Origin of the sequence: Bradyrhizobium sp. SZCCHNS1050 (assembly GCF_032484785.1) — a bacterium.
Classification (GTDB): Bacteria; Pseudomonadota; Alphaproteobacteria; order Rhizobiales; family Xanthobacteraceae; genus Bradyrhizobium.
Map to the genome: position 1 here is coordinate 254,400 of NZ_JAUETR010000003.1, position 20,974 is coordinate 275,373.

Consider the following 20,974-nt stretch of genomic DNA (forward strand, 5'->3'; position numbering starts at 1 on the left):
GGTGCTACCAGCCTGACAGCAGTAGCTGGAGGTGACGGAGATGCAGGCCAACGAGACCCCGCCGCGGCGCAAGCTGTCGATCACGCCGCAGGCGGCGCTGGCGGCGAGCGTCCTCGCCATCTTTCTGCTCCTGCACGTTGTCGCCGGTGCGATCCTGCGAGGTGCTGCCATGCGGGACGGCACGCAGGCGCAGCCGGTTTCGACGCTCCCATCCCACGATTGAAGCTCGCTCATTTCAACCCTCATCAGCCGGAGATATTCATGCCCGGGCTCGCCTCTTTCTTGTTGCTCAGCGCCGCCGTGTTCTCTGGCGCCTTCGTTTCCGGATTGGCCGGATTTGCCTTCTCGGCCGTGGCCGGCGCGATCCTGCTGCATGGTCTGCAGCCGTTGGAGGCGGTGCCGCTGATGATGGCGTGCAGCGTCGGCGTGCAGGCGACGAATCTGTGGGCGTTGCGCAACAGCATCCGATGGAAGGAAAGCCTGGTCCTGATCCTGGGCGGGCTGCTTGGCGTGCCCTTGGCGCTCTGGCTGCTGCGCAACGCCGACGCCCGGCTGTTCCAACAGATGTTCGGACCGACGATCGCGGTCTACGCCGCCACCATGCTGTTCAAGCCCGGCCTCGGCAGCGTTCGACGCATGAGCAGACATCGCACGGCGATCGTCGGATTCGGCGGCGGTCTGATCGGTGGCCTGACCGCGATGCCCGGAGCACTGCCGACCATTTGGTGCGAGATGCACGGCCTGCCGAACACCGACCAGCGCGGCCTGGTGCAGCCCTTCATTGCCGTGATGCAGATCGCCTCGCTGGGGATGATGCTGGCCCGGCAGGACCTGTCGTCGAGGGTGATCGTCGATCTCGCGCTGAGCATTCCGGCTCTGCTCGCCGGCACGGCGCTCGGCATCTTCGCCTTCCGCAGGGTCAACGACACCTTGTTCAGGAGGCTCATCCTGAGCATTCTGCTGCTGTCCGGTGTGCTGCTTGTTGTCTGACCCCCGGCCGGCTCAATCGCGCCGGCGCCAACACGCCCTGCGATGAGGGCCGGCGACGGCCGTCACCCGACCCAGCCGGTCGCGATGGCATTCGCCCAGTCGTGCATGCCCTTGCGTCGTGCGAGTGCCGCCATCCGCGCGGGATCGTACGGCACATAGCGGATTGTCAGCGACCACCGTCCAAGCCGTTGCTCCGCGATCGCATAGCAGGCATCGGGCGTCCCGGTCTCGACGTGGTAGCCGTGCGGAGGGCGGCCGCGATAGCCGGGTAGCCCGACGCTGCCGGGATTGACGACGAGCCGGCCATCGCTGAGCCGGACAATGCGCGGAATGTGGCTGTGTCCGCACAGGATCAGCGAGGCATCGATGCCGGCGGCCCGTGCTTCGATACGCGCAAGGGGGCTCTGACGCAGCGTGCCATAGGCGGTGACCTCATCGAGCCAGAACACGGCGTCGTCGTCCGGCGCGGCATGGCACAGGAAGACGTCGTCGTGATAGATCAGCGTCGCCGGCTGCGCCGCCAACCAGCCGACATGCACCTGATCGAGGGCGCGGACGTCGCTGCGCCCCGTGTCTCCCGCACGATAGAGATCGATCATGTGCCGGTCCTGATCGCCCCGGATCGACGGAAAGTCGCGTGCCATCAGCATCTCCGCCGTTCGAACCGGTTCGAGCGGGCCGCTGAGATGATCACCGAGATTGACGACCTCATCGATGCCGAGCGCCGCAATGTCCTTCAGGACCGCGGCCAGCGCGTCGGAATTTCCGTGAATGTCGGCAATGGCCGCAAACCGCATGGGAGCCTCCGTTCAGAGAACGGCCGGCAGGGATTTTCCATGCGGGACCCGTTCGCTTTAGCTGCATTTTGAGACGCGCCCGCAAGCTGATGGTCAAATCGGCGCTTGACGGTGTTGATAGCATGGGCCGTCGGGGGCGAACAACCTGTAGGCAGCAGTCGTGCAGCTCGAGCCGTGTTGCCGCTGATCTCTGAAACGCTATTCTCCGGCGCCGCCCTTGTTGTCGTGCGGTAGCGACCGCAAAGCGGTTTGGAATATCTCGGCTGCTTCGTTGGAGCGGTTCAGCAAGCACTATTCCAGCCCAAAGATTTCTCTTTACGAATATCAGAAATCATGCTCTATTGTGCGTATCCCGCCTCGGTACGGAGGGGCGTAGCGCGCGATCGTCACGACACGCGGGGCGGGGAGCGATGGCCGTGGTTTTGCCGCAGCGTGTCCCTGGATGCGCGGACGAACGGCGAGGCCGCGGACGCGAAGTCGCAGCGTGCTGGCACCCCGACGCTGGTGCTACGTTCGCGACGGCGCTTGCGCGCCGCGCGGGCAATGGTGGCCAACAAGCCCGGCGCACCAGGCAGACTGCGTATAAGCGTGAAGACCATCGCGCAGGGAAGGCCGGGTGGCGGGCTCAATCGGTGGTCGCAACACCAAGTGTTTTCATTCGTGACAGCAGCTCGTCAAGCGCTTCTGCTGGAGTTTTCCATCCTAGCGTCTTTCTCGGTCGGGAATTGAGCGCTGCGGCCACGGCGGCGATCTCGTCAGCATCGTAGACGCTCAGATCGGTACCTTTCGGGAAGTACTGCCGCAGCAGGCCATTCGTGTTCTCGTTCGTGCCACGTTGCCAGGGGCTTCTTGGATCGCAGAAGTAGATCTGAAGGTCTGTATCGATCTTGAGGTCACTGTGTTGAGCCATTTCGGTCCCCTGATCCCAGGTTAGCGAGCGGCGGAGTTCTTTGGGCAAGGTGACGATGGTGCGCGTGATCGCATCGCGTACCGCTTCAGCTCCGTGTCCGGAGAGCGCAGGCCCATCCTTCGTACGTGGGCCATCGTCAAACCCCGGCAGCCGTGGAAGGTGCAGGAGCATTGTAAACCGCGTGCTGCGTTCGACCAGCGTGCCGATTGCCGAGCTGGCGGAGCCGACGATCAGATCTCCTTCCCAATGTCCCGGCACAGCTCGATCCGCGACTTCGGCCGGACGCTCACTGATCATGATCTCTGGCGATATGAAGCCTTTGCTGCGCTTCCGCGTACGCGCTCGGGGCACGCGCAGCGCACGTCCCGTTCGCAAACAGGACGACAACTCGCGTTTCAGCGCTCCTCGGCCCTGAACAAAAAGCGCCTGGTAAATGGCTTCGTGGCTGATGCGCATCGCCTCGTCATCCGGGAAGTCGATCGGTAAGCGCCGGGCAATCTGCTCGGGACTCCACGCTTTCGTCCACCCCTGATCCTGGCTAGAGCCCGCACGACCGGCCTTCCGCCGAACGCCGCCTGGAGGTGCGACAAACCCTGCAAGCCGCTCTTCAACATAAGCGCGCAAGGCGGCGTTGCTTGCAAGCTTGCTCGGCTTAGGACGCCGGGCCGATCGATCTGCATGCCACTGGGCGGCCGTCGCCCGATAGGCCATCTTGCCGCCGTGCGTGGCCGCATTGCGATCGAGTTCACGGGAGATGGTCGAGGGAGATCGATTGAGACGCCGCGCTATCTCTCGTACAGAATGGCGCTGCGCATTCAGCAGCGCAATCTCTTCGCGCTCAGAAAAAGAGAGGTGCCGTCCGGAGAGCGGCTTCGCTGAAGGTCGGAACATTGCCGGTGCCACGCCGCCCGCTTTTCGAAATAATCGGGGGCCGACAGCATCCGATAATCCAGCAGCCAGCGCAGCATTCTCGCTGTTCAACCCAGCGGCAATCCCACGCCAAAATTTCTGCTGTTCCGCACGCCCCGCAACTGGTGGGCGCCCCAATGATCCCAGCTTGCCCCGCGTTGACCGTTTCTTTCGAATGCCCATCGCAACCTCCTCATCGAGTGTTGCGACGACCAATTGAATCCGCCGGTTGTTCGGCCAGACCTGTGGTGACTGCCGCCTGCATTTTTTTCGCAGGCGGGCCGCAGGCGTCAGCCGACGCCTGGCCTTCCCTGCGCCCTCCGACTTGACGAGGGTGAACGAGATGAGCATGACCCGGGCAGTGTCTGTCGCGGGATTGCGATGGTGTGGCTTGTGCGAGAATCCCACCACGCACTCCGCTGTCATCGCCCGGCTTGAACCGGGCGATCCAGTACGCCGCGGCGTCTCGATCCAATCATTGCGATCCCTGGACGACGGGACGTCCGGTCAGCCGGAGGATGACAGCGTGGGCGCTGTCGCGTGCAACATCGAAATATGTCGCTTGGGTGCGACCATCTCCACCCCGCGGAATATTTTCCACGCTTGCCAAGCTCTATCCAACGGTCCAAAAATTTCCAACCACCCGGGACGAAACGACAGGAAGCGGAGACGGAGTTGACCATCAAGGGCAAGGCCTACATTGCCGGGATCTATGAGCATCCGACCCGGCATGCACCCGACAAATCCACCGCGCAGCTGCATGCCGAGGTCGCCAAGGGCGCGCTCGAGGATGCGGGTCTCAGCGCGAAGGATGTCGACGGCTATTTCTGCGCCGGCGACGCGCCGGGCGGCGCGTGGCCGATGGTCGACTATCTCGGGCTGAAGGTCCGGCACATCGACTCCACCGAGACCGGCGGCTGCTCCTATCTCATCCATGTTGGCCATGCCGCCGAGGCCATCGCCGCCGGTAAATGCTCGATCGCGCTGATCACCTTGGCCGGCAAGCCGCGCACCGGGCCGATGCCGCCGCGTGCCGCTGGCGCCGAGGCCGATTTCGAGATGGCCTATGGCGCCACCACCCACAACGCCTATGGCATGTGCGCGATGCGCCACATGCACGATTACGGCACCACGTCGGAGCAGCTCGCCTGGATCAAGGTCGCGGCCTCGCATCACGCGCAGTACAATCCGCATGCGATGCTGAAGGAGGTCGTCACGGTCGAGGACGTGATCAACTCGCCGATGATTTCCGATCCGCTGCACCGCATGGATTGCTGCGTCGTCACCGACGGCGGCGGCGCGCTGATCGTGACCACGCCGGAGATCGCCAGGAGTCTGAAGAAGCCGCTGGTGCGTCTCATCGGCCATGGCGAGGCGATGAAGGGGCCGCGCGGCGGCAAGAACCTCGATCTCACTTATTCCGCCGGTGTGTGGTCCGGCCCGCGCGCCTTCGCGGAAGCGGGCGTGACCCCCAAGGACATCAAATACGCCTCGATCTATGACAGCTTCACCATCACCGTGCTGATGCAGCTCGAGGATCTCGGCTTCTGCAAGAAGGGTGAGGGCGGCAAGTTCGTCGCCGACGGCAATCTCATCTCCGGTGTCGGCAAGCTGCCGTTCAACACCGATGGCGGCGGCCTCTGCAGCAACCATCCCGTCAACCGCGGCGGCATGACCAAGGTGATCGAGGCCGTGCGCCAGCTGCGCGGCGAAGCCCATCCCAAGGTGCAGGTGCAAAACTGCGATCTCGCCATCGCCCATGGCACCGGCGGCCTGCTCGGCGTGCGCCACGCCGCCTCGACCTGCATTCTGGAGCGCGTCTGATGTCCGAAGCGAAGAAACTGCCGGCCCCCATCACCAATCCCGAGACCAAGGCGTTCTGGGATGCCGCGGCCGAGGGCAAGTTCATGATCAAGCGCTGCACGGCCTGTGGCGAGGCGCATTATTTTCCGCGCTCGATCTGTCCGTTCTGCTTCTCGGACCAGACGGTGTGGGAGCAGAGCGCGGGCGAGGGGGAAATCTACACGTTCTCGATCATGCGGAAGTCGCCGACCGACCCTTACGCGATCGGCTACGTCACCTTGAAGGAGGGCCCGTCGCTGCAGACCAATTTCGTCGATTGCGATTTCGACGCGTTGAAGATCGGCCAGAAGGTGAAGGTGGTGTTCAAGCCGACCGACGGCGCCCCGCTGCCGTTCTTCACGCCGGTTTAGGAGAGGGAGCAAAGATGCATCCACGCGTCATTGCGAGGAGCGAAGCGACGAAGCAATCCAGAGTCCTTGCGCAGCCCTGGATTGCTTCGCTCCGCTCGCAATGACGGATGCGGAACGAGCGGTGTGCTCCACGACGAGTGCGTAGGGTGGGCAAAGGTGCAGAGCGCCGTGCCCACCGTTCTACCAAGAAAGGCGGTGGGCACGCTTCGCTTTCCCCACCCTACAAAGAACGAGGTTTGGGGAGGCAACATGCCGATCAACTACGATGAGCTGATGGCGATGAAGGCGATCGGGCAGAACTACGCCTACACCGATCGCGAGGTGATGCTCTACGCCTACGGCATCGGCATGGGGGCCGATCCGATGGACGAGAAGGAGCTTGCCTTCGTCAACGAGGCCACGGCCGAGCCGCGTCCACTGAAGGTGGTGCCGACCTTTGCCTCCGTCGCCGCCTGGGGCGCAGGCCCCGGCGACATGAAGCTGAACCGCGTGCTGGTCGTCGACGGCGAGCGCGACATCACCTTTCACAAGCCGCTGGCGGTGGCGGCGAAGATCACCGCGGATTCCTCCGTGCTCGCGGTGTCCGACAAGGGCAAGGACAAGGGTGCCGTGATCCGCCACCAGACCATCCTGCGCGACGAGAGCGGCGCGCCGCTGGCGACCCTGGTGGCCTCGCGCTTCGCCCGCGGCGACGGCGGCTTCGGCGGTCCCTCCGGCGGCATCCCCGACCCGCATCCGGTGCCGTCGCGTGCACCCGACCGCAGCGTCGAGATTTCGACGCGGCCCGACCAGGCGCTGATCTACCGCCTCTGCGGCGACCGCAACCCGCTACACTCGGATCCCGAATTCGCGCGCCGCGCGGGCTTCCCGCGGCCGATTCTGCACGGCATGTGCACCTACGGCCTGACCTGCCGCGCCGTGCTGCAGACCTACGCCGACTACGATGCGTCAGCCTTCCGCCAGCACGCCGCGCGATTCTCCTCGCCGGTGTTTCCCGGCGAGACCGTGACGGTCGATCTGTGGAAGGACGGCGACGTGATCTCGTTCGAGGCGCGGGTGAAGGAGCGGAACGTCACCGTGATCAAGAACGGCAAGACCGTGCTGGGTTGATTATTGCCATGTGAGGCACGTCTGTTAGTTGCCGTCATGGCCGGCCATGACGGGCAACAAAAGACACGGCGCAGGAGGAGACATCCATGGGACTGCTCGACGGCAAGGTGGCGCTGATCACCGGCGCAGGTGGCGGTCTCGGCGAGGCCTACGCCAAACTGTTTGCACGCGAGGGCGCGGCGGTGGTCGTGAACGATCTCGGTGGCCCGCGCGACGGCTCCGGCTCGGACCTGTCGATGGCCGAGCAGGTGGTGGCGGCCATCACCGCTGAAGGCGGCCGCGCCGTCGCCAACGGCGCCGACATCTCGACCATGGCCGGCGGCCAGTCGGTGTTCGACGATGCCATCCGCCATTTCGGCCGCGCCGACATCCTGGTCAACAATGCCGGCATCCTGCGCGACCAGACCTTCGCCAAGTCGAGCGAGGCCGACTGGGACAAGGTGATCCAGGTGCACCTCAAGGGCACCTTCTGCTGCACGCTTCCCGTGTTCCGCTGGATGCGCGACAATGGCGGCGGCGTCATCGTCAACACCTCCTCGACCTCGGGCCTGATCGGCAACTTCGGCCAATCCAATTACGGGGCCGCGAAGGGCGGTATCTGGGGCCTGTCGAACGTGCTGGCGATCGAGGGCCGCAAGTACAACATCCGGGTGTGGACGCTCGCGCCGGGCGCGCTGACCCGCATGACCGCGGACCTGCCGCGCTACAAGGAAAACCCGGGCGCGGCGCTGACGCCCGAGGGCATCGCGCCAGCCGTGCTCTACATGGTCAGCAGACTCTCGGGGGATCAGACCGGCAAGGTGCTCGGCGTGTCCGGTCCGCGCGGCGTGCGCGAGTTGCGTATGATGGAAATGGACGGCTGGAAACCGCCGTCGTCGGCGTGGAAAGCGGAGGACATCGCCGCCCATGCAGAGGAGATATTCTTTTCGGAGGCCGATATAGCCAAGTCCGCACGGCGGTTTTGATGTATTCAGGTCGTCATTCCGGGCCTGCGCCTGGCGCGTCCGGAATGACGCCAGAGAGATTGGAGACCAGACGAGATGAAGCTCACCGCCGCCGCCAAAGGCACCTTCGCGATCGCGCCGACGCCGTTCCATGATGACGGTCGCATCGACGAGGCCTCGATCGACCGGCTGGTCGATTTCTATGCCGAGGCCGGCTGCGACGGCATCACCGTGCTGGGCATCATGGGCGAGGCGCCGAAACTGGACGCCGCTGAATCCGAGCAGGTTGCAGTGCGCTTTGCCAAGCGGGCCAAGAACCTGCAGATCATCGTCGGTGTCTCCGCGCCGGGTTTTGCCACCATGCGCGCACTGGCGCGCGCCTCGATGGATGCGGGCGCTGCCGGCGTGATGATCGCGCCGCCGCCGAGCCTGCGCACCGATGATCAGATCACGGGCTATTTCAAGCAGGCCCAGGAGGCCATCGGCGAGGACATTCCGTGGGTGCTGCAGGACTACCCGCTGACGCTGAGCGTCCAGTTCACGCCGGCCGTCATCCGCAAGATCGTCATGGACAGCCCCTCCTGCGTGATGCTCAAGCATGAGGACTGGCCGGGCCTGGAGAAGATCTCGACGCTGCGCGCGTTCCAGAAGGACGGCTCGCTGAGGCCGCTGTCGATCCTGTGCGGCAATGGCGGCCTGTTCCTCGACTTCGAGATGGAGCGCGGCGCCGACGGTGCCATGACCGGCTACGCCTTCCCTGAAATGCTGGTCGACGTGGTCAAGCTGTCGCAGGCGGGCAAGCGCGACGCCGCGCATGACCTGTTCGACGCGCATCTGCCGCTCGTGCGCTACGAGCAGCAGCCGGGGGCAGGGCTCGCCGTGCGCAAATACGTGCTGCAGAAGCGCGGCGCGATCGCCTCCAGCGCGCAGCGCAAGCCGGCCTCCGCGATCACGGCCGCGGCCAGGGCCGAGGTCGACTATCTCTTGTCGCGCGTGGCGCGTTACGACGCGCGTGCCAATCTGCAACCTCGTGCCACCGCCGCGGAGTGACCATGGCTGACGCTGCCGCCGTCCGTCCCGCCTCGACCGTGCTGCTGCTGCGCGACAGCGCAGTCGCACGCGAGATCGAGGTGTTCATGATGGTGCGTCACCATCAGATCGAGTTCAACTCGGGCGCCCTGGTGTTTCCCGGCGGTAGCGTCGACAGAGGCGATCAGGAGATCGCCGGCAGGCCGGAGCTCTATGCCGGCGACGAGGGTCTTGAAGCCGAGGCGCTCGGCTTCCGCATCGCCGGGGTGCGCGAGACCTTCGAGGAGAGCGGCATCCTGCTGGCGCGGCTGCGCCGATCGGACGCGCTGATCGATGCCGCTGCCGCTCGCGACATCGAGGCGGCGCATCGTCTGGCACTGTGCGAGGGCAAGATCAGCTTTCTCCAGGTTCTGGAAGCTCACGGTCTGGTGCTGGCGCTCGATGCGCTCGTTCCCTACGCCCATTGGATCACGCCCGAGGGCATGCCGAAACGCTTCGACACCTGGTTCTTTCTGGCGGCGGCGCCGCCGGACCAACTCGGCGCCCATGACGGCCGGGAATCGACCGACTCCGTCTGGGTCTCGCCGCGCGAGGCGCTGGCCGGCGGCGAGGACGGCCGGTTCAAGCTGCCGTTCCCGACCACGCGCAACCTGATCCGGCTCGGCAAGCAGCGCGCGGTGGCCGACGCCCTGGCGGCGGCGCGGGACATGGACATCGTCACCGTGATGCCGGTCATGACCAAGACCGCCGAGGGCGGTCGCCAGCTGCGCATTCCGCGCGAGGCGGGCTATGATGGGGAGGTGTTCGAGTTCGGTGCGGCCGGTTAACCGCACAGGCTATTTTTCGTCCGGCGGATGATGCGCGGACGAAAATTGTTCTCTATATGTTCATTTGGCCGCCCAGCGGCTCGTATATAGTGCGGTTCCGACCATCGGATCCCATGAGTAGATTACCGGACCTCGACACGGCCTGCAGCAGCCTCCGATCGATGACGATCGGGCGGATGATCTTTGGCAGCTTTTTGCTGCTGCTTGCCGTCATCACCGCGACCAGCATGGCGAGCGTGATCGCCATTCGGCATATCGATTCGACCTTTGCCGAGTTGCAGCGGCTGCAGGGCGTCGGCGATCTCGCCGAGGAGATCGACCAGCGCATGAACGAGCTGCGGCTCGCGGCGCGCGATTTCGTCACCGATCCCGGCTCGCGCTCCGACCGTGCCATGGAGGCGGCGACGGAGCTCAGCGCGCTCCTGAAGAAGACGCGCCTGCAGCTCGCACCGGAGCAGCAGGCGACCATCGACGGCGTTGCCCAGCGGCTCGCCAATTACCGCGAAGGCATCGACCGCATCAGCGCGCTGATCGCGCGGCGTGCCGAGCTGCTGTCGGGTTTGCCGACGGCGCGCGAGAGCTTCGAGGACGCCATCGCCGGCCTGACTGATCGCGCCACGGCGCGGGCCTTGTTCCAGGTGCAGAATCAGGTCGGCGCGGCGCTGCTGGCGCGCGACCCGGCCGGCGCCGAGCAGGCCGCCCGCAGCATGCGCGCAATGCCGATCGAGGACAGCGCGCTTCGTGCGGCCGCGGACCGCTATGCCGAGGCGATCATCGCCATTGCCGGCACCGAGGACGAGATCGCGCGCCTCGACAAGGAGGTGCTGGGCATCGAGGGGCGGCTGATCGGCCGGGTCACCGAGTTGCTGCGCGCCCTGAGCGCAAGCCAGGGCAAGGTACTGTCGCGCGACTTCGCCCGCACCTTGGCGGAGACGAAATGGCAAAGCATCATCTTCGGCACGGCGGGCGTTCTGATCGGCATCTTCGCTGCGTCCTTCGTGGTCCGGCGCACCGTGCGGCCGCTGGCCTCGATCGCGCGCTCGATCAGGGCGCTGGCGGCGGGCGAAAAGGCGGCGTCGATCCCGCAGACCGACGTTCAGAACGAGATCGGCGACATCGCGCGGGCGGCGGAAGTCTTCCGGCAGACTTTGCAGGATGCCGACGCGGCGCGTGAGGCGGCGGTCCGCGCGCTGGCCGAGCAGCGGCTGGCCGAGGAGAGCTATCGCAAGCTGTTCGAAGCTTCGATCGACGGCATCTATGTGACCACACCGAGTGGTCTCGTGCTCAATGCCAATCCGGCGCTCGCGCGCATCATGGGCTACGAATCCGCGAGCGAGCTGATCCAGAGCGTGAACGACATCGCGGATACGATCTATGTCCATCCCCTGGCGCGCGAACGCTATCAGCGGCTGATGCGGCGCGACGGCATGGTGCGCGAGTTCGAATACCAGGTGCGGCGGCGCACCGGCGAGATCCGCTGGCTTTCCGACAGCGGCACGGTGGTGCGGGATGAGAACGGCGAGGTGGTTCGCTACGAAGGCGTGGTCCGCGACATCACGGATCAGAAGCGCGCCGAGGACGCGATCGCTGAAGGCCGGCGATTGCTGCAGCAGGTCATCGACACGGTGCCGGCGGTGATCAACGTCAAGGATCGCGAGCTGCGCTATGTCCTGATGAACCGCTACATGGCCGGCATCTTCAACGTCGAGCCCGAGGATGCGCTCGGCCGCACCACGGGCGAGCTGATGTCGCGCTACGGCGCGAACAAGACGGACTCGAACGACAAGCGCGTGCTGGCGACGAAGGCCGGCCTCGGGTTCTACGAGGAGGAATACCTCGATTCATGCAACGTCATGCGGCAATGGCTGGTCAACAAGCTGCCGCTTCTCGACGCCGACGGCGAGGTCGACAAGATCGTCACGGTGGCGCTCGACATCGGCGAGCGCAAGAAGAGCGAACTGGAGATGCGCAAGGCCAAGGAGGCCGCCGAGACGGCGCTCCGGAACCTGCGCGACACCCAGGCCTCGCTGATCGAAGCCGAGAAGCTCGCGGCGCTCGGGCGCATGGTCGCCGGCGTTGCCCACGAGGTCAACAACCCCGTCGGCATCAGCCTGACGGTCGCCTCCGCGCTCGAGCGCAAGACCGAGCGCTTCAGCGAGGCGGTCACGCGGGGTGAGCTGCGGCGGTCGAGCCTCAACGAGTTCATCGAGATGAGCCGCAGCGCCGCGGGGCAGCTCGTCGCCAATCTCAATCGCGCGGCCGAACTGATCCAGTCGTTCAAGCAGGTCGCAGCGGACCGCAACTACTCCGACCAGCGTACCTTCGATCTCGCCGATCTCACCGAGCAGGTGGTGATGAGCCTGCGCCCGGGTGTGCGCAGACAGAACCTGACGGTGAACGTGGATTGCCAGCCCGATCTGGTGATGAACAGCTACCCCGGGCCTTACGGGCAGGTCCTGACCAATCTGTTCCTCAATGCGGTCGCGCACGCGTTTCCGGACGGCAGGAGCGGTGTGATCGAAATCAGGGCGCGGGAGTCCGGCCGCGACAATGTCGAGATCGTCTTTTCCGACAATGGCTGCGGCATGTCGCTCGACGTCCGCCGCCGCGCCTTCGATCCTTTCTTCACGACGCGCCGCGACCAGGGCGGCACCGGCCTGGGCCTTCACATCGTCTACAGCATCGTGACCAGCCGGCTTGGCGGGCGGCTCGATCTGGACTCCGAGCCTGGCGCGGGCACGCGCATCCAGATCATTCTGCCGCGGGTCGCACCTCTCGAGCAGGCGGCCGAGTAGGGAGATCTGCGTAACCCCCCGGATTGACTCTCACGAAGCCGAGATCGAATCGAAATCTGGCCCGGTTGATGCATTTCCATCCCGCGCACCCTGGGGTGGTGCAGGAGCCAGATGGAAATGAGCAGATGGATCGTGTCCCGCGGCCATGGGCCGCATCGCGCTGATCGTGCCGACATCAGCAACACGGGTTCGAGGCGGCAGGCGGTCGCGCGATGGAAGCCGCCTGTCCAAGTCAGCAGTGCGGCGCTGTTGATCGCACTCGCCGCGCCACCGTCACTGGCGCGTGATCGCGGCCAGTATGCGAACTCGTCGCCGGAGATCAAGGCATGGTTCGACGGTCTGCGCAGCGGCAAGGGCCCATGCTGCTCTGACGCCGACGGCAGCGCCGTCAGCGATGTCGACTGGGAGAGCAGGGGCGGTCACTACCGCGTCCGTATCGAGGGGGAATGGCTCGATGTTCCCGACGACGCAGTCATCACCGAGCCCAACCGTGTCGGCCGCACCATGGTATGGCCGATGCGCGGCTATCAGGGCCTTCAGATTCGCTGCTTCATGCCGGGCAGCATGACGTAGCCGTGCGGGGCGGCGGTCAGACGTATTTCTTGTCGCGCTCCAGGAGCTCGATGGAAATGCCCTGCGGCCCGCGGATGAAGCAGATGCGAACACCGGGGCGGATCGTGGTCGGCTCGGTCGTGAAGGTGACGCCTTTGGCCTTGAGCTCGGCGGCCGCGGCGTCGATGTCCTTCACGGTGAGGCCGAAATGATCGAGGCCCTGGTGCGGCGTCACAGGCGGCGCGTTGACGCCGTCGCCCGGCTCGACCTTGGCGATGAACACGCTGGCACCGCCGAGCCTGACGTCGATGCGGCCGGGATTGCGGATGATCTCGCCGCCGAGAATGTCGCGAAGCCAGCTGGCGGTGGCTTCCGGGTCCGGGCTGCGGAGATGGATGTGGTCCCACGTGACATTCAACATCGTCGAGATCTTTCGAAAGAGTGAACCGCCCGCGGCGGGGCGGCGTTTCTTGAGGTGTCGGCAACTGTGCGGATGTCTACCGGTCTGTCAGCGGCCGCGCCAGCCCGGCCGACCGACCGGTATCCGGGCCTGCCCTCCAATTGTCGGCTTTGCATGCAACCCTATCGATGCTTGCCGATTGAAGCTTCCAGATGCCCCCGCCGGGCAGCCGATGGTGCAGACATGAGCGCGGGTCTCTCTCGTTTATTGGGACGCAAGCCCGATGCCGCGGCGTCGCTGGCCATGCGCCGAAGCGACGGAGCGTCCATCCCTTTGGGGGCCGCCGTGTCGGGGTTGGCGATCTTCGCGCTGGTCATGTTCAGCACAGTCGGGTGGCTGATCATGTCGGTCGAAGAGGAGGAGGTGGCCGACCCCAGCCTCACGCGGGTCGGATCGGCCCCCCCGAGCAGCGGCTACGAAGGAGACGAAGACGGGACTGAGACGTCGCGTCGGCTCTCGCCCGTGGTGCCCAGTCTGGCGGATGCATCCAATCCGCACCCCGATTCGTCCCCCGTGGTCGGCTCCGGCCGGAACGTCATGGACGCGAATGCCAGCCTGTCGCCGACGATGCCGCCTGCGTCATCCCCTGCGCTCGACCCGGCGGCTCTGTCCGGCCTGCGGATCAGTTCCCAGTCCTGGCGGCGCGGCGGTCTTGGATCGAAGGCGCTGGTGACCTTCACGCTACGGAATGCCAACAGTTTCGCAATCAAGGACATCGAAATCACCTGCGCCTTCAGCCGGCGGGACGGTGGTCACGTCACCGACCGCCGACGGATCGTGCCCGGCCAAGTCGGGTCGCGCAGCCGGAAGACCTTCGTGGCGGTCCATGTCGGATTCGTCAACGTTAACGTCAGCGCGGCCAAATGCGCGCTGGTTGCAGCGACGAAAATCTAATTATGTCGCGCTAGTCTCCCGCGGTCTTTGAACCCGAGCGTTCGACGCGGGAACATACTGTCATGATCCTCCGTTAGGTGGATGTCGGCGCAGGTGCCGACGGAGCGGTAAATTATGCCCATTCTGCGTTACTTTATGTTCGTCGGTGGAACTCTGCTGGCGCTGCTCGTCCTGGCGGATGCCGTGCTTCCCAGCGTGCCATTGCCTGCAAGCCTGTCGTCTGCGTCGGATCTTCCCCCGGTGCGCATTCAGTCCACGAGAAAGTGGCCGGAGCGGATCGTGATGGACACCTCGATCGCCACGCCAGCTCCGGTGAAGCTCGCGAAGGCGGAGCAGCCTGCAGCAGAAGTCGCCAAGAGCAGTCCCCGCGACGCCTTCGCGCAGATGAGCGCCGTCGAGGCCAACCCGCAGGTTGCGGCAGTGAAGGCCGCCGAGAAGCCTCGCGCGACGCGGATTGCCGACACAGGCAAGCCGGCTGCAGAGGTGAAGAAGCGAAGGACCGCAAGAGCTCATCCGGGCAGACCGATGATCCTGGTCGCGCAGCAGCCGCGTGTCGGCTCTTTCGATTGGACCTGGTAGTATCGATCGCCCGCAGCCCCTGGTCGATCCAAGCAGTCCCGCTGCAATCGCGCCACGGGGCGGTTGAACTCGCGCGGGCTGTTGCGCCGTTTTTCACGCCGCCACGCTGCCTTGATCTTGCGCAAAGTGCGCTCCTTCCGGAACGCCTAGCGTCTCTGCATGGGACCTGGGAGCGTTTGCCCGGGGACCCAGGAGACGCTGAATGACGACTACCACGCCCACCCTCTCAATCTCGCCGGAGAAGGTCGCCTTCGTCGTGACCAAGATCCACAAGCACGAAATGGAAGCGACCGAACCCGAATTGCTGGCAGATTTGGCAGATGACGACGCGGCGCCCGGTACCGCTGGGCGAGGCCTGAACACTGACAGGTCGGAGCTCGTCAGCTTCATCAGGGGCCTCAATGTCGACGAACAGATCGATCTGGTCACGCTGATGTGGCTGGGCCGGGGCGACGGCTCGCTGGACAATTGGGATGAGCTTCGTGCGCAGGCCGCTCAGGCACACAACAATCGCACCGCGACGTACCTGATCGAAACTCCGATGCTCGGCGACTATCTGGAGGAGGCTCTCTCGGAGTTCGGCCTTTCCTTGGAAGATTTCGAAGAAGGCATATAGCTGGAGCAGTTTCTCCCGATGGGCTCGCCAGCACATTCTTCGCTGCAATTCGGATGATGGAGTAATCTCATGGACAAGATGAAGGTCGGAACCGGTGATTGGATCGTCGTATGCGACGGGCGCAAGGCGCTGATCCTCGAGAACGTCGGTGACAGCATGTTTCCGAACCTGCACACCAAAGAGGTCCGTGAGCAGGAGAACGACCGCACGAGCGCTCAGGGCACCGACGCTCCCGGCTCGGTGCAGCAGTCATTCGGCAATGCTCGGAGTTCAGTGGATCAGACGGATTGGCATGATCAGGCTGAGCGCGCCTTTCTCAAGCAGCTTGCTGATCGCCTGCATCATGCTGTCATTTCAGGCGAAACCAAAGCCGTCACGATGGTGGCGTCGCCGCGCGCGCTCGGGATCATCCGCGCCGACTATTCCGACGCGGTACGAAAGGCGCTGCATGGCGAGGTCCACAAGGATCTGGTCAAGCTTCCGGTCTACGAAATCGAAAAACAACTGCTCGCCTGAGTCGGGCTTTCTCATGCCAATGACTGTCCGGAGACCCTGTTCGCGGTCTCGGTGACCGCGACGGGATCAATGTGTGCTTTCATGCGACGGTGTCGATTCCGGCGCAGCAGGCACCAAGCTTGCGCCCAGGTGCGCAGCTCCTTTTTCGACGATCTCGTAACCGCAATCATCCAGCCAGGCGATCAGGCGATCGGCCATGGCGTAATCCCAGGTCGGGTAGGAGCGTGCGATGACCTGGCGTGGTGTGAGCTTGCGAGACATTGGTAATCCTTCCCTGATCTCATGCTGCTCGATGAAACGTCGAGCGTTGGTCTTGTCATCTTGAACCCCAGAACGGGATGCGCAGTTCCTGCGCCGCCCGAGCGCTGCCACTTGAGGAGCGCTGATCGTTCACAGCGCCCCGGCGGAAGGGGCTCCATTCATCGAGCGCCGATCAGGTGTGGCCGCGCGTCATCGGTCACGAGAGCCGCGGTGCGCTCCGGCTTCTTCTCCACGATCTCGTAACCGCAATGATCGAGCCATGCGATCAACCGGTCCGCCATGGCATAGTCCCAACTGGGATAGGATCTGGCGATGACTTCGCGGACTGAAAGCTTTCGTGTCATGATGTCGATCTATCGCTCCCTGCATTCGCCACGGCCCGTCCGGCACGCATCCGGACGATCCAAGGCTGGCCGGCAGTTCGTGCCGCCGGCTCCTGATGTTGTTTGGCTCGTCACGTTTCTAAGCGCGCGCGCCCCAACGCCTTGATCAACTGGCGTGGAGAGGTGACTTTTTCGCTTCCGGCTCGCCCAGGCTGCGCAATCATCGCCCAACATGGTGAAAACCTTCTCGCTACATGGTTTCCCATTCCCGTGCACGGATATGGCGCAGTCGTGCGCGTAGTAGGGCTGGAGTGTGGTGGCGGCGCGGTGTTTCGTCACAGGCTGGCGGCGACGATCTCCGACGAAATCTCAGCCCGAGCAGGCGGGGACAGTCGGAGGAACGGTTTGGCACCTTCATGGTTTCCGCTGGGGCGCGGTCGCAGGGGCTCGTCGCCTCAGAGCCAATGGAGCGAAGCGATGAGGCTGATGTTTTGGGTTGTGCTGCTGACCGGCCTTGCGGCAGGGGCGGGCCGGTTGGTCGCCAATGAGTCCTGCGGCCCTGGGTGCCACGTCGCGCCGAATGGCGGCTGCGTCGTGAATGGCTGGGAGGTAGGAGCGCCGGTGTGGAACGAATGCCCTGCGGGCGCTCGGCCAAGGCCGCCGTGCGGAACCGCGTTCAAATGGAGCAAACAGGCGAAGGCCTGTGTCAGCAGGTGAACATACGATGGCTGATCATCGGCGCGGGAGCGTGGATCGGACTGCCGGCTGCCGCGAGCCTTGCCGTGCCTTGTATCAGGAGGCAGACGAAGCTGCTGCCGTTGGCGACACGGGCGAGACGTCCAAAGTGAACAGGCGCTGATCCCCAGCGGTCTCCGAATGCGCCAGCACCTGTTCGAGCAGGGCGATGACCGCGACCGCCCGCGCCCGTTCGTTGGTATCGTCGTAGCTCGTTGTCGCAAGGACGGTCCCGTTGGCTTCGCACATCGCCTTGATCTCAACAATCATCGTTGCATCCCTTGCCGTTCCGGAGGCCTGAGATTGGCGGCAATCATGTTAAATTGGTGCAAAATGGTCCGAATAAACCGCTGGTAGAAAGGCACCGCGAAGCACGGGCCGGCCGATGAGCCGGCGCGCTCAGACCGGGCTCGCATGGATCACGTCGCGCGGTGCGCTCGTGCCGAAGGCTCTCCGTAACCATGTTCGCGAGGGCGCCTCGATGAGCATGTAGGTGACCCAGGCCATCGCCGTCGCAATCGCAACGAACAGACCGAGCCGCAGTGCGAGCTCAAGAGCGCCAGGAGCATCTGACTTTCCGATCATCGCAAGCCGAATGAGAAAGGGATGCAGCAGATAGATCGAATAGCTGCATTCGCCACCAATGATCAGGGCTCTGGACGACAGCCAAGCGGCATGACCGTACCGACTGGCTGCGACGAAGACGATCGAAAATCCCGAGATCTCGATGAGACGTACGGCAAGTTCGATCGCGAACGACCAGCCGGGCAGACGAGGCTGCAGAAACAGCAGCACAGGCGCACAGATGAGGCTCGCCAGCGAAAGCCAGAACAGGAGTCTCACGCAGCGTCGCTCCCGATCACCGACGCCGGCATCCGCGCGGTTCCTGTAGATCATGGCGGCAAGGCAGCCGGCCAGGAACTGAGCGATGTGAAGATAGGGAGAGTAGTAGGTGAGCCACTGCATCCCGTTTTGCGTAAGACTCGGCGCGGCGGCCCGTAGCAACGCATCGCCGAAGGTGAAGGCGGCCGCGATCGTCAGCGCGAACGTCACGATGTTCGCCAGCGCGATCCAGATGATCGTGGGCAGCCGGACGACGGCTGCAAACAGCAGGCAGACGAATGGAAACAGCAGGTAGAAGAACAGCTCCACGCTGATGGACCAGAGGTGCTGCAGCGACGGCACGACTGCGACCAGCATGGTGCCGTTCTGCACGGGAAACCAGGCTTGCGTCATCGTGAGGAGGAAGCCGAGCGACGGGGCCGAGAGACCTCGCGCGATCACGACGTATGCGACGACTGCGAGCGTAATCACGGCGTACATGGGGTAGAGCCGGGCGAAGCGCGCGATGGCAAATTCGCGAAGAGCGCTTCCGAGCGGTTGCGACTGGAAGCGCGCGGCATAGTTGAGCCACAGGACGAATCCGCTCAGCACGAAGAACATTGTCATTCCGATGCTGCTGACTTGTGCGATGAGCTCGGGCAGCAGGCCTTGCGCCAACGACGGGGCGCCATGGCCGACGGCGACCGTTGCGGCCGCGACGAAGCGTAAGCCGGTCAGCGAGCCGATGAAGCGTTGCTCGTTCACTTTGAGGGATGGTCCTGATGCTTGGGAGGCGCTCCGGCTGTTGTAGAAACAGCAGGGCCTGGAGGCAACCCGACGCCGGCCGGAGACGGGATTGCCGCCCGCTCGAGCGACGATCTGGCGTTCAGGCCAGAGATGACTCTGCACCGTGATCGCTCCGACGTCCGCCGTGGCGGCGTTGCACTTGCTGTCAACGAACTGAAAAATAAAGAAAAAATAGCCTTGGCATCGGCGGCCAACGGTCGAGGCGTTTCCCGGCGCGGCACGCGATCGGCGAGAGGGCTGGGCAACAGGCCGACAGAGTTTGAAGAAATCCGGGTAGAGCAGCTCCTGCAGCGGATCGTGCCTGTTGCGAAAAGCCGCCGGGACTCCTCGATCCGCGGGAGGTGACGGCCAGGGCCATGGTCGCACCTGCGTGGGATGCGGAGCCCCCGTCCGGGCGGGGGCCGGGACCGGATTGCAAATGGACTCGCAAACCGGCGGCGGCTAGTTATTTGTCACCCTCCGGCTGGTCATTTTGCATGACGCTGAGCGCTTGAATGAGGACGGAAGCCGCCTTGCCCGCTGCGCCATCTCAGCTCACCGATCAAACCGTCAACACCCAGCTGACGACGAATTGCAATGCGCAGGTGGCTGCAACGTTCGACACGAATGACAGCACCTGGGTGACCTTCTTTTTCAACGGTACGATCCCGTGCTGGAGAGCGCTGGTGTCGATTGGCGAAGTAGAGGTCGAACTGACCGAGGACATTGCAATTGCAGGCATTGTCCTGCGCAAGGGGCTGACGGTGACCATGCACCCGATGGGTCGCTACTACACGGTCACGATGAGCGGGGAGATTGTCGATTCCGGAAAGGAGAGCAGCTTTACCGGATTCGTGCTCGGCTCGTTCATCCGGTCCGCAGCGATGAAGCGTGCGATGCAGATGCTTCGGAAACAAGTCAGCCGCTGAGCGGCGCCCGGCTTCGCCTGAAATGTAAACACCAGAATGTGACCGGGCGTTGGGGGAAGACTGTGATCTGGCCCGATTGACCACCGTCGCGAACCCTGTTACACGCCACAACCTCTGATAGATTTCAATCATTGGTAGCTTATTCGATTTTCCATTCGTTTCAGCCGTGCCGGCAGTTGCGTACTGCGGGTTTTGATCTGTGTTTTATAAAAGGAGATAGCCATGGCTCATCATGAAGGCGTTCGTTTTTCGGCTCCTGCTGTCGTTACTACTCCCACAAGCCCCAACACGGAGGTCGTCGCGACGCCGACGGGCGATCAAAACAACACGACGCAGCTCGTGTTCGAGTATCAGGGGCGCATTCCGGTCTGGACGCCGGTGGTCTCGCAGGCACAACCTCAGGTCGTTTTGGCGGCTGACATCACGATCGGCGCAACGACTTGGCGCAAGGGCATTACGATCCAGTATGCGGCGCTGGGATCGACCCAGTACACCGTGACCATCATCTCGGGCGAGATCGTGGACGATCGTGGGCTCTACTTGCTCCAGGGCGTGACGCTCGGCATCTTCCCGATCGGTTTGGATGTCAAGGCAGCGCCATCCGCGACCGCGCGGACCGAGGAATATCCGCGCGCGGCCTTCACGGCGCTGCCGACGGTGAACACCCCGACCAGCCCGAACAGCAACGTGGTGACGACGCCGAGCGGCGACACCAACAACACGACCTACGTCTCATTCCAGTATCAGGGACGAATTCCGGTCTGGACGCCGATCGTCTCGCAGTCCCAGATCACTGCGGTCCTCGCCGCTGATATCACGATCGGCGCGACGACGTGGAAGGCGGGCATCACGGTGCAATATGCTGCGCTGGGCTCGGCGCAATATACGGTGACCATCATCAAGGGCGACATCATCGACGATCGCGCCCTCTATTCACTGGCGGGCACCTTGCTCGGCATTTTCCCGATCGGGTGATA

General features: G+C 64.2%; 24 protein-coding genes. 17 read left to right on the plus strand and 7 right to left on the minus strand.

All coding sequences use genetic code 11. The features are described 5' to 3' along the window. Positions 1-40: 40 nt before the first annotated feature. Both QX094_RS33095 and QX094_RS33100 read left to right on the plus strand, forming a co-directional pair. Positions 41-223 (plus strand): hypothetical protein, encoded by a 183-nt coding sequence (locus QX094_RS33095; RefSeq protein ID WP_316165022.1) that lies wholly within the window; start codon positions 41-43, stop codon positions 221-223. Between the two features lie 38 nt (positions 224-261). Then, positions 262-990: a TSUP family transporter gene (locus QX094_RS33100; protein WP_316184336.1), complete on the plus strand. Its 729-nt coding sequence runs from the start codon at positions 262-264 to the stop codon at positions 988-990. A 62-nt stretch (positions 991-1,052) separates the two neighbouring features. Here the strand turns inward: QX094_RS33100 and QX094_RS33105 are convergent, their stop codons facing one another. Together QX094_RS33105 and QX094_RS33110 are read right to left on the minus strand one after the other, a co-directional pair. Further along, positions 1,053-1,787: a metallophosphoesterase family protein gene (locus tag QX094_RS33105; RefSeq protein ID WP_316165023.1), complete on the minus strand. Its 735-nt coding sequence runs from the start codon at positions 1,785-1,787 to the stop codon at positions 1,053-1,055. Between the two features lie 625 nt (positions 1,788-2,412). Then, on the minus strand, positions 2,413-3,789 hold the full coding sequence (locus QX094_RS33110) for an IS30 family transposase (RefSeq protein WP_315712037.1): 1,377 nt from the start codon (positions 3,787-3,789) through the stop codon (positions 2,413-2,415). 492 nt (positions 3,790-4,281) lie between these two features. Here QX094_RS33110 and QX094_RS33115 point away from each other — a divergent pair, with 492 nt between their 5' ends. The 8 genes from QX094_RS33115 to QX094_RS33150 all read left to right on the plus strand — a co-directional run bounded on the left by QX094_RS33115 (position 4,282) and on the right by QX094_RS33150 (position 13,097). Beyond that, on the plus strand, positions 4,282-5,430 hold the full coding sequence (locus QX094_RS33115; RefSeq protein ID WP_316175969.1) for a thiolase domain-containing protein: 1,149 nt from the start codon (positions 4,282-4,284) through the stop codon (positions 5,428-5,430). Next, positions 5,430-5,819 (plus strand): Zn-ribbon domain-containing OB-fold protein, encoded by a 390-nt coding sequence (locus tag QX094_RS33120; protein WP_316175968.1) that lies wholly within the window; start codon positions 5,430-5,432, stop codon positions 5,817-5,819. The genes QX094_RS33115 and QX094_RS33120 overlap by 1 nt, the downstream gene beginning before the upstream one ends. A gap of 249 nt (positions 5,820-6,068) precedes the next feature. Then, complete coding sequence (locus QX094_RS33125; RefSeq protein WP_316170852.1) at positions 6,069-6,929, plus strand: MaoC family dehydratase; 861 nt, start codon at positions 6,069-6,071, stop codon at positions 6,927-6,929. An 86-nt stretch (positions 6,930-7,015) separates the two neighbouring features. Beyond that, complete coding sequence (locus QX094_RS33130) at positions 7,016-7,894, plus strand: SDR family oxidoreductase (protein WP_316170851.1); 879 nt, start codon at positions 7,016-7,018, stop codon at positions 7,892-7,894. A 75-nt stretch (positions 7,895-7,969) separates the two neighbouring features. Beyond that, on the plus strand, positions 7,970-8,923 hold the full coding sequence (locus QX094_RS33135; RefSeq protein ID WP_315717666.1) for a dihydrodipicolinate synthase family protein: 954 nt from the start codon (positions 7,970-7,972) through the stop codon (positions 8,921-8,923). 2 nt (positions 8,924-8,925) lie between these two features. Next, positions 8,926-9,729 (plus strand): NUDIX hydrolase, encoded by an 804-nt coding sequence (locus tag QX094_RS33140; protein WP_316175967.1) that lies wholly within the window; start codon positions 8,926-8,928, stop codon positions 9,727-9,729. A 113-nt stretch (positions 9,730-9,842) separates the two neighbouring features. Beyond that, positions 9,843-12,524, plus strand: a complete 2,682-nt coding sequence (locus tag QX094_RS33145) for a PAS domain S-box protein (RefSeq protein ID WP_316165437.1) — start codon at positions 9,843-9,845, stop codon at positions 12,522-12,524. A 117-nt stretch (positions 12,525-12,641) separates the two neighbouring features. Further along, on the plus strand, positions 12,642-13,097 hold the full coding sequence (locus QX094_RS33150; RefSeq protein WP_409977965.1) for a hypothetical protein: 456 nt from the start codon (positions 12,642-12,644) through the stop codon (positions 13,095-13,097). Positions 13,098-13,113: 16 nt separating this feature from the next. On the opposite strand, the gene QX094_RS33155 is transcribed toward QX094_RS33150, so the two are convergent. Continuing rightward, entirely contained in the window at positions 13,114-13,497 is a 384-nt protein-coding gene (locus tag QX094_RS33155; RefSeq protein ID WP_316175966.1) for a VOC family protein, read from the minus strand. Between the two features lie 222 nt (positions 13,498-13,719). Here QX094_RS33155 and QX094_RS33160 point away from each other — a divergent pair, with 222 nt between their 5' ends. The 4 genes from QX094_RS33160 (at position 13,720) to QX094_RS33175 (ending at position 16,141) form a co-directional block, all read left to right on the plus strand. Next, positions 13,720-14,430, plus strand: coding sequence for a hypothetical protein (locus QX094_RS33160; protein WP_316175965.1), 711 nt, complete (start codon positions 13,720-13,722; stop codon positions 14,428-14,430). Between the two features lie 114 nt (positions 14,431-14,544). Then, positions 14,545-15,009 (plus strand): hypothetical protein, encoded by a 465-nt coding sequence (locus tag QX094_RS33165; protein ID WP_315752591.1) that lies wholly within the window; start codon positions 14,545-14,547, stop codon positions 15,007-15,009. Positions 15,010-15,211: 202 nt separating this feature from the next. Next, a complete protein-coding gene (locus tag QX094_RS33170) occupies positions 15,212-15,625 on the plus strand; it encodes a DUF3775 domain-containing protein (protein WP_315752592.1) in 414 nt (137 codons plus the stop codon). Positions 15,626-15,694: 69 nt separating this feature from the next. Then, positions 15,695-16,141, plus strand: coding sequence for a host attachment protein (locus tag QX094_RS33175; RefSeq protein ID WP_315827830.1), 447 nt, complete (start codon positions 15,695-15,697; stop codon positions 16,139-16,141). A 66-nt stretch (positions 16,142-16,207) separates the two neighbouring features. On the opposite strand, the gene QX094_RS33180 is transcribed toward QX094_RS33175, so the two are convergent. Together QX094_RS33180 and QX094_RS33185 are read right to left on the minus strand one after the other, a co-directional pair. Then, the gene (locus QX094_RS33180; RefSeq protein ID WP_315827831.1) at positions 16,208-16,402 is read right to left on the minus strand and encodes a hypothetical protein; all 195 of its coding nucleotides are present in this window, start codon (positions 16,400-16,402) and stop codon (positions 16,208-16,210) included. A gap of 158 nt (positions 16,403-16,560) precedes the next feature. Further along, positions 16,561-16,746 (minus strand): hypothetical protein, encoded by a 186-nt coding sequence (locus tag QX094_RS33185; RefSeq protein WP_315752594.1) that lies wholly within the window; start codon positions 16,744-16,746, stop codon positions 16,561-16,563. Positions 16,747-17,202: 456 nt separating this feature from the next. On the opposite strand from QX094_RS33185, the gene QX094_RS34635 reads away from it, so the two are divergent. After that, positions 17,203-17,442 carry a hypothetical protein gene (locus QX094_RS34635; RefSeq protein WP_409999270.1) on the plus strand — a complete coding sequence of 80 codons (240 nt, stop codon included), beginning with the start codon at positions 17,203-17,205 and terminating at the stop codon, positions 17,440-17,442. A gap of 75 nt (positions 17,443-17,517) precedes the next feature. On the opposite strand, the gene QX094_RS33190 is transcribed toward QX094_RS34635, so the two are convergent. Then, complete coding sequence (locus tag QX094_RS33190; protein ID WP_315717677.1) at positions 17,518-17,730, minus strand: hypothetical protein; 213 nt, start codon at positions 17,728-17,730, stop codon at positions 17,518-17,520. A gap of 129 nt (positions 17,731-17,859) precedes the next feature. After that, on the minus strand, positions 17,860-19,455 hold the full coding sequence (locus QX094_RS33195; RefSeq protein WP_316175964.1) for an acyltransferase: 1,596 nt from the start codon (positions 19,453-19,455) through the stop codon (positions 17,860-17,862). Positions 19,456-19,583: 128 nt separating this feature from the next. On the opposite strand from QX094_RS33195, the gene QX094_RS33200 reads away from it, so the two are divergent. Both QX094_RS33200 and QX094_RS33205 read left to right on the plus strand, forming a co-directional pair. After that, positions 19,584-19,997, plus strand: coding sequence for a hypothetical protein (locus QX094_RS33200; RefSeq protein WP_316175963.1), 414 nt, complete (start codon positions 19,584-19,586; stop codon positions 19,995-19,997). A gap of 222 nt (positions 19,998-20,219) precedes the next feature. Continuing rightward, positions 20,220-20,972, plus strand: coding sequence for a hypothetical protein (locus QX094_RS33205; protein WP_315717680.1), 753 nt, complete (start codon positions 20,220-20,222; stop codon positions 20,970-20,972). Positions 20,973-20,974 lie beyond the last annotated feature (2 nt).